We start from the raw sequence: 10,422 nt of genomic DNA on the forward strand, positions 1-10,422 counted from the left end.
TCCGTATCGGGGTTCGAGGTGTGCGACATGCCGGATCAGGCCGAGCCGAACTCTTCGTCCAGCAGGCTGAAGATCTCTTCGGCGGAGGCCGACTCGAGGCTGGCGCCCTCGTCGGCGGCGGAGTCCGCACCGGACTCGGTGTAGGTCCACAGGGAGAGCAGTTCGCGCAGCCGGGCGCCGACGGCGGCCCGGTCGGTGTCACCGGAGGCCACCGCGCGCATGGCGTGCTCCAGCTTGTTCAGCTCGCCGAGCACCGTCAGCGCGGACGTGCTCCGCTCCGCCAGCAGCGCGCCACGCAGGTACTCGACCAGCGCGGCCGTGGTCGGCCGGTCGTAGATCAGCGTGGACGGCAGCCGCAGCCCGGTGGCCGCGTTGAGCCGGTTGCGGAACTCGACGGCGGTCAGCGAGTCGAAGCCCAGCTCGACGAAGCCGCGCTCGGCGTCGATCGAGCGGATCGACGCGTAGCCCAGGACCGCGGCGGCGTGGGTGCGGACCAGGTCGGAGAGCACCTGGTCGCGGTCGGCCTCCGCCGTGGCGGCGAGGGTCTCCCGCAGCGCCTCGGCCGGGTCGCGCTCGGCGGCCCGCACCGCGCCGGTCGACGCCGGCCGGACCAGCGAGCGCAGCACCGGCGGCACCGCCGCCGGGCCGTGCCGGCCGATCAGCGCGAGATCCAGGTTGACCGGTACGACCACCGGCTCGGCGAAGCGCAGCGCCTCGCTGAACAGGTCCATGCCCTCGTCGGCGCCGAGCGGGACGAAGCCGCCCCGGTTCATCCGGGCCTCGTCGACGTGCCCGGTCTGGCCGTCGCCGGTGTCGTTGACCCACGGGCCCCAGGCCAGCGAGAGCGCGGGGAGTCCCCGGTCGCGCCGGTGCTGGGCGAGGGCGTCGAGGAAGCAGTTCGCCGCCGCGTGGTTGGCCTGCCCGGGGCCGCCGAAGAGGCCGGCCGCCGAGGAGAAGAGCACGAACGCGGCCAGGTCCAGCTTCTCGGTCAGCTCGTGCAGGTGCCAGGCCGCGTCGACCTTGGGGCGGAGCACGGTGTCGAAGCGGTCCGGGGTGAGGGCGGGCAGGACGCCGTCGTCGAGCACCCCGGCCGCGTGCACCACGCCGGTCAGCGGCAGGTCGGCGGGGAGCTGGTCGACCAGCAGGGCGAGCGCGTCGCGGTCGGTGACGTCGCAGGCGACCACCCGGGCGGTGGCGCCCAGTCCCGCCAGCTCGTCGACCAGCGCGGCGACGCCCGGGGCGTCCGCCCCGCTGCGGCTGACCAGCAGCAGGTGCCGTACGTCGTGCCGGGTCACCAACCGCCGCGCCACGAGCCGCCCGAGCAGGCCGGTCGCGCCGGTCACCAGGACGGTGCCGGCGGCCAGGTCCGGGTCGGGCGCCTCGGCCGGGGGCGGGCCGAGCCGGGTCAGCCGGGGCACCCGGAGCTGGCCGGCGCGTACGGCGAGCTGGGGTTCGCCCGTGGCCAGGGCCGCCGGCAGCAGCGCGGCGGCCGAAGCGTCGTCGTCGACGTCGAGGAGCACGATCCGGTCGGGGTTCTCCGACTGGGCGGAGCGCAGCAGGCCCCAGGCGGTGGCGGCCGGCACGTCGGCGATCCGCTCGTCCGGCTCGACCCGGACCGCGCCGCGGGTGACCACCACCAGCCGGGCGGCGGCGAGTGACTCCTCGGCGAGCCACTGCTGGGCCAGCGCGAGCATGCGGTGGGCCACCCGGTGCGCCTGGCGGGCCGGGTGCGGCTCGTCGGCGACCGGTCCGACGCAGGTCACCACCACCGCGTCGGGCACGGCACCGCCCGCGCGTACGTCGGCGACCAGCGCCGACAGGTCCGGGTGCCGGTCGGCGCCGGGCCAGTCGTCGCCGAGGGCGACCAGCCGGGACGTGCCGTCGGCGCGGCCGGTGGCGGGGGCCACCCAGTCGAGACGGTGCAGGGACCGGCTGGCCGACCGGCGGGCGGCGCTGAGCTGCTCGCCGGAGATGGGCCGCAGCACCAGACCGTCGACGGAGGCGACCGGCGTCGCGCCGGTGTCGGTGATCGTCAGGGCGACGGACCCGGCATCGGTGGCGCGCAGCCGGATCCGCAGCTCGCGGGCGCGGGTGGGCCGGATGGTCACGCCCGACCAGGTGAACGGCAGGCCCGGGCGGATGTCGGGGCCGCCGTCGGCGGCCGGCGCACCGCCGTCCGCGCTGGCGTCGGTGGCGCCGGCCGTGGCGCTGGCGCCGATGGCGTGCAGCGCCGCGTCCATCAGGGCCGGGTGCACCGAGAAGGCCGTGGTGTCGGTGGACGCGTCGGCGTCGAGGGCGACCTCGGCGAGGATGTCCGGGCCCGACCGCCACGCGGCGCGCAGCGCGCGGAACACCGGGCCGTAGTGGTAGCCCTGGGCGGCGAGCCGGGCGTAGAGCCCGTCGAGGGCGACCGGCTCGGCGTCGGCGGGCGGCCACACGGCCGCCGGTGCGGGCTCCGGGTCGGCGGTCCCGGTGAGCTGGCCGGAGGCGTGCCGCTGCCAGGTCCGGGACCCGTCGGCTCCGGTGTCGTCGTCACGCCGGGTGTGGATGGCGACCGGCCGGTGCCCGGTCTCGTCCGGCGGACCGACGCGGACCCGCAGGTCGACTCCCCCCTCGGTGGGGATCGCCAGCGGCGCCTCCAGGTTCAGCTCGGCGACGGTCGCCGCGCCGGCCTGCCGGCCGGTCCAGGACGCCAGCTCCACCAGCGCCGTCCCGGGCAGCAGCACCGTGCCCAGCACGGCGTGGTCGGCCAGCCACGGGTGGGTGGCGAGGGTGATCCGGCCGGTGAACAGCAGCCCCTCGTCGCCGGGCAGGTCGGCCACCGCGCTGAGCAGCGGGTGGTCGACCACGTCGAGGCCCACGGCGGGCAGGACCGAGCGGTGCGCGCCGGTGCGCTCCAGCCAGTAGCGGTGCCGGTCGAAGGCGTACGTGGGCAGGTCGACCGGCTCGACCTCGGGCAGCAGCCGGCGGTGGTCCACCGCCAGGCCGAGGACGTGCGCGGTGGCGAGGCCGGTCAGCAGCCGGGTGGCCGCGTCGCCCGTACCGCCGAGGGTGTCCAGGACGTGGCCGGTGGCGTTGGCCGCGTCGAGAACGGCGGCGACCCGGGCGGTCAGCGCCGGCTCCGGCGCAACCTCCACGAAGGTCAGGTGTCCGGCGTCGACGACGGCGCGGAGGGCGGCGTCGAGCTGCTCCGGTCCCCCGGCCCGGTGGTCGGCGCCAAGGCCGGCCGGGTCGGCCCAGTGGTCGGCGTCGAGAACGGCCCGGTCGGCCCAGTCCCCGGTGACGGTGGAGACCAGGCGGGCGGTTCCGGGCTGCGGGGCGATCCCCGCCAGGGCGGCGCGGAGGCCGTCGGCGTCCAGCTCGCCGGCGGCGGCCCGGGCCCGCAGCGCCACCGTCCGGGCGGCGTCGGGCAGGGACAGCAGGCCCGCCACGCAGGCGGCCACGACCTCGCCGTCGCCGTCGCCGACGACCGCGGCCGGGGTGAGGCCGGCGTGCCGCCAGACGGCGGCGAGCGCCACCCCGACGGCGAACCGGACGGGCCGGGCCAGCTCCGGCCGCTCGGTCCACGAGGCGTCCGCGCCGGTCAGCAGGGCGGCCGGGTCGACGTCGAGCCAGGGCGCCAGGGCCTGCCGGCACTCGGCGAGGGTCTCGTCGAAGACCGGGCAGCGGCCCACGAGTCCGGCCGCCGCGCCCGCCGGGGTGGCGGCCGGGAAGACGAACACCGGGCCCGCGCCGTGCTGGGCGACGGTGCCGGTCACCACGTTGCCCGCCGGGGTGCCGGCGGCCAGCGAGTCCAGGCCGGCCAGCAGGTCGCCGGGGGTCGCGCCGAGGATCGCGGCGCGCCGGTCGAACGCCGACCGGGTCGCGGCGAGGGACCAGCCGACCGCCGCCGGGGCGAGGCCGGGGTGTTCCCGCACGTGCCGGGCCAGCCGGGACGCCTGCGTGGCCAGGGCGGAGGCCGAGCGGGCCGAGAGCGGCCAGAGCACCACGTCGGCGGCGACCAGCCCGGCGGCCGGGGCGGGGGCCTGCTCGGCGTCGCTCACGTCGGCGTCGGTCGGCTGCTCGACGACCACGTGCGCGTTGGTGCCGGAGATCCCGAACGAGGAGACCGCCGCCCGGCGCGGCCGGGCTACCGCCGGCCACGGCCGGGACCGGGTCACCAGCTCCACCTCGCCGGAGGACCAGTCGATGTGCGGCGACGGCGTGTCCGCGTGCAGCGACGCCGGGACGGTGCCCTCCCGCATCGCCAGCACCATCTTGATCACACCGGCCACGCCGGCTGCGGCCTGCGCGTGGCCGATGTTCGACTTCACCGAGCCCAGCAGCAGCGGGCCGGCGTCGCCCCGGTCCTGCCCGTACGTCGCCAGCAGGGCCTGCGCCTCGATCGGGTCGCCGAGGACGGTGCCGGTGCCGTGCGCCTCGACGACGTCCACGTCGGTGGCCGTCAGTCCGGCGCTGGCGAGCGCCTGCCGGATCACCCGCTGCTGGGACGGGCCGTTGGGGGCGGTCAGGCCGTTCGACGCGCCGTCGGAGTTCACGGCGGAGCCACGCACCACGGCCAGGACGCGACGGCCCTGCCGCCGGGCGTCCGAGAGCCGCTGCACCAGCAGCATGCCGACGCCCTCGGACCAGCCGGTGCCGTCCGCCGTGGCGGCGAAGGACTTGCACCGCCCGTCGGAGGCCAGGCCGCCCTGGCGGGAGAACTCCTGGAACGCCGTCGGGGTGGCCATCACCGCCACGCCGCCGGCCAGCGCCAGGTCGCACTCGCCGCGGCGCAGCGCCGCCCCGGCGAGGTGCAGCGCCACCAGCGACGAGGAGCAGGCCGTGTCGACCGTGACGGCCGGTCCCTCCAGCCCCAGCGCGTACGCGACCCGGCCGGAGATGACGCTGTGCGCGGCGCCGGTCATCAGGTAGCCCTCGACCCCCTCGGGGACCTCGGTCAGCCCGGTGCCGTAGCCGGAGGTGGAGGCGCCCACGAAGACGCCGGTGCGGGTGCCGCGCAACGCGGCCGGGTCCACCCCGGCCCGTTCCAGCGCCTCCCAGGACGCCTCGAGGGTGAGCCGCTGCTGCGGGTCCATGGCGAGGGCCTCGCGGGGCGAGATCTCGAAGAAGGCGGGATCGAAGTCCGCCACGTCGTAGAGGAATCCACCCGCCGGGGGGTGCGTCCCCTCCGCCGGCTCGGGGATCTCCCAGCCCCGGTCGGTGGGGAACGGCGAGATCGCGTCCACGCCCTCGGCGACCAGCCGCCAGAACGCCTCCGGCCCGTCGACGCCGCCGGGGTAGCGGCAGGCCATGCCGACGATCGCGACGGGCTCGTCGGCGTCCACGACGACGGTCTGCGGAGCGTCGACCGGGTCGGCGCCGGACACCAGCTCGCGCAGGTGCGCGGCCAGCTCGGCGGGGGTGGGGTAGTCGAAGACCAGCGTGGTGGGCAGGCGCAGGCCGGTGGCCGCGTTCAGCCGTCCCCGGAAGTCGACGGCGGTCAGCGAGTCGAAGCCGAGGTCCTTGAACGGGCGTCCGCGCAGCTCGTCGGGCGTGGCGTGGCCCAGCACCGCCGCGGTCTGCTCGTTGACCAGCTTCAGCAGCTCCCGCTCCTGCTCCGCCGCGGGCAGCGCCGCGAGGTGCCGCAGCGGCGCGGCGACCCCGCCCGCGACCGGCGCGGCGGCCTCCTCCTGCGCGACGAGCGCCCGCACCTGCGGCAGGCCGCCCAGGAAGGGGCTGGGCCGGGCCACGGTGAACGCGGGGTGGAACCGGCTCCAGTCGACGTCGGCGACGGTCACGCAGGGCGTCGGTCGGCGCAGCGCCCGGTCCAGCGCGACGAGCGCCTTCTCCGGGTCGACCGGCGGCAGGCCCATCCGGTTGAGCTGCTCGGTGGCCACGTTCTCGGCGGCCATGCCGTGCGCGCCACCCCACGCCGTCCAGGAGACGGCGGTGGCCGGCAGGCCCCGGTCGCGCCGGTTGACGGCCAGGGCGTCCAGCAGGGAGTTGCCGGCGCCGTAGGCGCACTGCCCGGCGCTGCCCCACACGCCGGAGATGGAGGAGAACATGACGAACGCGCCCAGCTCGCGGTCGGCGAGGCACGCGTCGAGGTGCAGGGCGCCGAGCACCTTCCCCGCGACGACGTGGGAGAACTCGTCGAGGGTGGTGTCGGTCAGCGGGGTGAGCTGGTCGGTGCCGGCGGCATGCACGACCGCGGTCAGGTCGGGCAGCGAGTCCACCAGGTCCGCCACGGACCGCCGGTCGGTGACGTCGCAGGTGGCGACGGCGACCCGCCCGTCGGCGCCGTACCGGTCGAGCAGGTCCGCCACGGCCGGGGCGGCGGTGCCCCGGCGGCTGGCCAGGACCACCCGCCCGACTCCGCGGCCGAGCAGCCAGCGGGTGACGTGGCCGCCGAGGGCGCCGGTGCCGCCGGTGACCAGGACGGTGCCGGACCACCAGTCGCCGGCGGGGGGCTCGTCCGCCGCCGGCGGGGCCGGTGTCAGCCGGCGGGCCCAGGTCCCGCCGGGCCGCACGGCCACCTGGTCCTCGCCGCCGTGGCCGGCCAGCACGGCGGCGAGCCGCCGGGCGGTGGCGTCGTCGACGGTGGCCGGCAGGTCGACCAGGCCGCCCCAGCGGTGCGGTTGTTCGACCGCCGCCGCCCGGCCGAGGCCCCAGACCTCGGTCTGCAGCGGGTGCGCGACCCGGTCGCCCGGGGCCGCCGCCACCGCGCCGCTGGTGACGCACCACAGCGGCGCCACCAGGTCCAGGTCGGTCATCGCCTGGACCAGGGCGAGGACGCCGGCCGCGGCGAGGGTCACGCCGGGGTGCTCGGGCAGCAGCCGGTCCTGGCCGGCGACCACGGCGAGGACGCCGTCGACCGGCCGGCCGTCGATCTCCTCCCGCAGCCGGGCGGCGAGCGCGGCGCGGTCGAGGTCCGCGGCGCCGACCCGCAGCACCAGCGGCTCGGCGTCGCCGAAAAGCCCGGCCAGGCGGTCGGCCCACGCCGGGGCGTCGTCGGCCGGCAGCACGAGCAGCCAGCGGCCCGCCGGGGCGTCGGTGTCCTCGACCGGCACGGGCTGCCAGGTCACGTGGTACGACCAGCCGTCCACGAGGGAGCGTTCCCGCCGGGACCGGCGCCAGGAGGTCAGCACGGGCAGTGCCGGCAGCAGCGCCTGGACCTGCGCGTCGTCGTCCGGACCGACGCCCAGCTCGCTGCGGAGGGTGTCGACGTCCGCCTGCTCCAGGGCGGTCCAGAACTCGTCGTCGCCGTCGTGCGCGGCGGCGTCGGGGGCGGCGGGCGGCGGCTCGGGCCAGAACCGCTGCCGGCGGAAGGCGTAGCCGGGCAGGGGCACCCGCGCGGCGCCCGCGCCGACGAACAGCTCCGCCCAGCCCACCTCGACCCCGCCGACGTGCAGCTCCGCGAGGGCGGTGAGCACGGACGCGGGCTCGGGGCGGTCCCGGCGCAGCAGCGCCACGGCGGCGGTGTCGTCGTCCGCGGCGAGGATGTCGCGGGCCAGCGCGGTGAGCACGCCGCTGGGGCCGACCTCCAGGAAGGTTCGCACGCCCAGGGCGCGCAGCTGGTCGACGCCGTCGGCGAACCGGACCGCCTCCCGCACGTGCCGCACCCAGTAGTCGGCGGTGCGGATCTCGTCGGGGTCGGCGACCGCGCCGGTCAGGTTCGACACGATCGGCACCGCCGGCGGGTGCAGCTCCAGCCCGCGCACCACGGCGGCGAACTCGGCGAGCATGGGTTCCATCAGCGGGCTGTGGAAGGCGTGGCTGACCCGCAGCGGCCGCATCCGTACGCCCTGGTCCGCCCAGCGGCGTTCGAGTTCCTCGACGGCGTCGGCCACGCCGGAGACGACCACGGCGGTGGGGCCGTTGACGGCGGCGACGGCGACCTGGTCCTCGATGCCGGCCAGGGCGGCCCGCACCGCGTCGGCGGGGAGCTGGACGGCCAGCATCGCGCCGCCGGCCGGCAGGGCCTGCATCAGCCGGCCCCGGGCCGCGACGAGCGTGGCGGCGTCGGGCAGCGACAGCACGCCGGCCACGTGCGCGGCGGAGAGCTCGCCGATCGAGTGGCCGAGCAGGACGTCCGGGACGATCCCCCAGCTCTCCAGGAGCCGGAACAGCGCGACCTCGACGGCGAACAGGCCGGCCTGGGTGTAGAGGGTCTGGTTGAGCAGCCCGGCGGCCTCGTCGCCCTCGGGCGCGAAGAGCACCGGGGTGAGCGGGCGGGGCAGGTGCCGGTCCAACTCGGCGCAGACCTCGGCCAGTGCCCGGCCGAAGACGGGGAAGGCGGCGGCCAGGTCGCGGCCCATGCCGCTGCGCTGCGCGCCCTGGCCGGAGAAGAGGAACGCGAGCTTGCCGCCGCGCGAGCCGGCGCCGGTGACCAGGCCCGGGGCGTCGCCGTCGGCGGCGAGCGCGCGCAGGCCGTCGGTCAGGTCGGCGCGGTCGGCGGCGAGCAGCACGGCCCGGTGCTCGAGGCTGGCCCGGGTGCGCACCGACGACCAGCCGACGTCGGTCAGCCGCAGCTCGGGGCGGCCGTCGAGCCAGTCGGCCCAGCGGGTGGCCTGCGCGGCCAGGGAGTCGGCGTCGCGGGCGGAGACCAGCACCGGCACGAGGCCGGCCCCGGTGACCGGGGCGGTGTCGGCGGCGTCCGGCACGGTGGCGGCGTCGGTCGCGGCGGCGGGGCCGTCCGACGGGGCCGGGTCGGCGGCGGGCGCCTCCTCGATGATCACGTGGGCGTTGGTGCCGCTCATGCCGAAGGACGAGATGCCCGCGCGGCGGGGCTGCTCCCCGGCGGGCCACGGCTGCGGCTCGGTCACCAGCGCCACCGCGCCGGCCGTCCAGTCCACGTTGGGGGTGGGCTCGTCGACGTGCAGCGTCGCCGGCACGGTCTCGTGCCGCAGCGCCATCACCATCTTGATGACCCCGGCCACGCCGGCGGCGGCCTGGGTGTGCCCGATGTTCGACTTGACCGAGCCGAGCCAGAGCGGCCGGTCCGCCTGCCGCCCCTGCCCGTACGTGGACAGCAGCGCCTGCGCCTCGATCGGGTCGCCGAGGGTGGTGCCGGTGCCGTGCGCCTCCACGACGTCGACCTGCTCCGGCGCGAGCCGGGCGCTGGCCAGCGCCTGGAGCACGACCCGCTGCTGGGACGGGCCGTTGGGGGCGGTCAGGCCGTTGCTCGCGCCGTCCTGGTTGACCGCGCTGCCACGCACCACGGCCAGGACGGGGTGGCCGTTGCGGCGGGCGTCGGAGAGCCGCTCGACGAGCAGCAGGCCGGCCCCCTCGCCCCAGGCGGTGCCGTCGGCGGCGGCGGCGAACGACTTGACCCGGCCGTCCATGGCCAGGCCGCGCTGCCGGCTGAAGCCGATGAAGGCGGACGGGGTGGACATGACGGTGGCCCCGCCGGCGAGCGCCAGGGTGCACTCCCCCTGCCGCAGCGCCTGGCAGGCCAGGTGCAGCGCGACCAGCGACGACGAGCAGGCGGTGTCGACGGTGAGGGCGGGGCCCTCGATGCCGAGCGCGTACGAGATCCGGCCGGACACGACGCTGGCCGCGGTGCCGGTGAGGATGTAGCCCTCGGTGCCGGGCGGCGGCTGCTGGAGCAGGCCCACGTAGTCCTGGCCGGTGGTGCTGGCGAACACCCCCACCTGGTGGCCACGCAGCGCGGAGGGGTCGATCCCGGCGTGCTCGAACGCCTCCCAGGAGGTCTCCAGCAGCAGCCGCTGCTGGGGGTCCATGGCGAGTGCCTCGCGCGGCGAGATGCCGAAGAACCCGGCGTCGAAGTCGGTGGCCGAGTCGACGAAGCCGCCCTCGGCGACGTACGACGTGCCGGGGTGGTCGGGGTCCGGGTGGAACAGCCGCGTCAGGTCCCATCCGCGGTCGGCGGGGAACGCGGAGACGGCGTCCCGACCGGAGGCGACGAGCTCCCACAGCTCCTCGGGCGAGCCCACCCCGCCGGGGAACCGGCAGGCCATGCCGACGATGGCGATCGGCTCCCGGTTGGCCGCCTCAAGCTCGCCGAGCTTCCTCCTGGTCTGGTGAAGGTCCGCCGTCACCCATTTCAGGTACTCCCGGAGCGTATCTTCAGTCGCCATTGACGCCACCTCTTCGGGCCGGAAAGAAACAGGCGGCCCAATACCGTCCACAGACGCCACAAGCCGCGAAGATCTAAGCCCATTCAGCCGACCACGAATTGCCAGACAAAAAGCGTTTCAGCCCCCACCAGGTCTTACGCGCCGGACGAAAGGTAATTGTCGCCGGACGGCGGTCACAACCCCTAGCCTGCCCCTACGGGTGCCCCTAGGCGGCGGGCGCGCAGGCTGGGCCGACCCGCCCTGCGAGCGGTCCGGCGCACCGCCCTCGCGGGGTACGGCCGGGCGGGTGGTCAGGCCCGCCCGGCCGATCGTGTCACAACCGTCGACAACGGCCGCGCCA

General features: G+C 77.1%; 1 protein-coding gene. It reads right to left on the reverse strand.

Annotation, left to right across the window (positions count from 1 at the left end):
* Positions 1-35: 35 nt before the first annotated feature.
* Positions 36-10,082: a type I polyketide synthase gene (locus tag ACSNN9_RS00775; RefSeq protein WP_436670687.1), complete on the reverse strand. Its 10,047-nt coding sequence runs from the start codon at positions 10,080-10,082 to the stop codon at positions 36-38.
* Between the last annotated feature and the right edge of the window lie 340 nt (positions 10,083-10,422).

The sequence above is a fragment of the Micromonospora sp. URMC 107 genome (assembly GCF_051386315.1).
Classification (GTDB): Bacteria; Actinomycetota; Actinomycetes; order Mycobacteriales; family Micromonosporaceae; genus Micromonospora.

Bases quoted from the DNA above. Each gene is read 5' to 3' on its own strand.
- ACSNN9_RS00775 (WP_436670687.1), bottom strand. From the start codon at position 10,082: ATGGCGACTGAAGATACGCTCCGGGAGTACCTGAAATGGGTGACGGCG.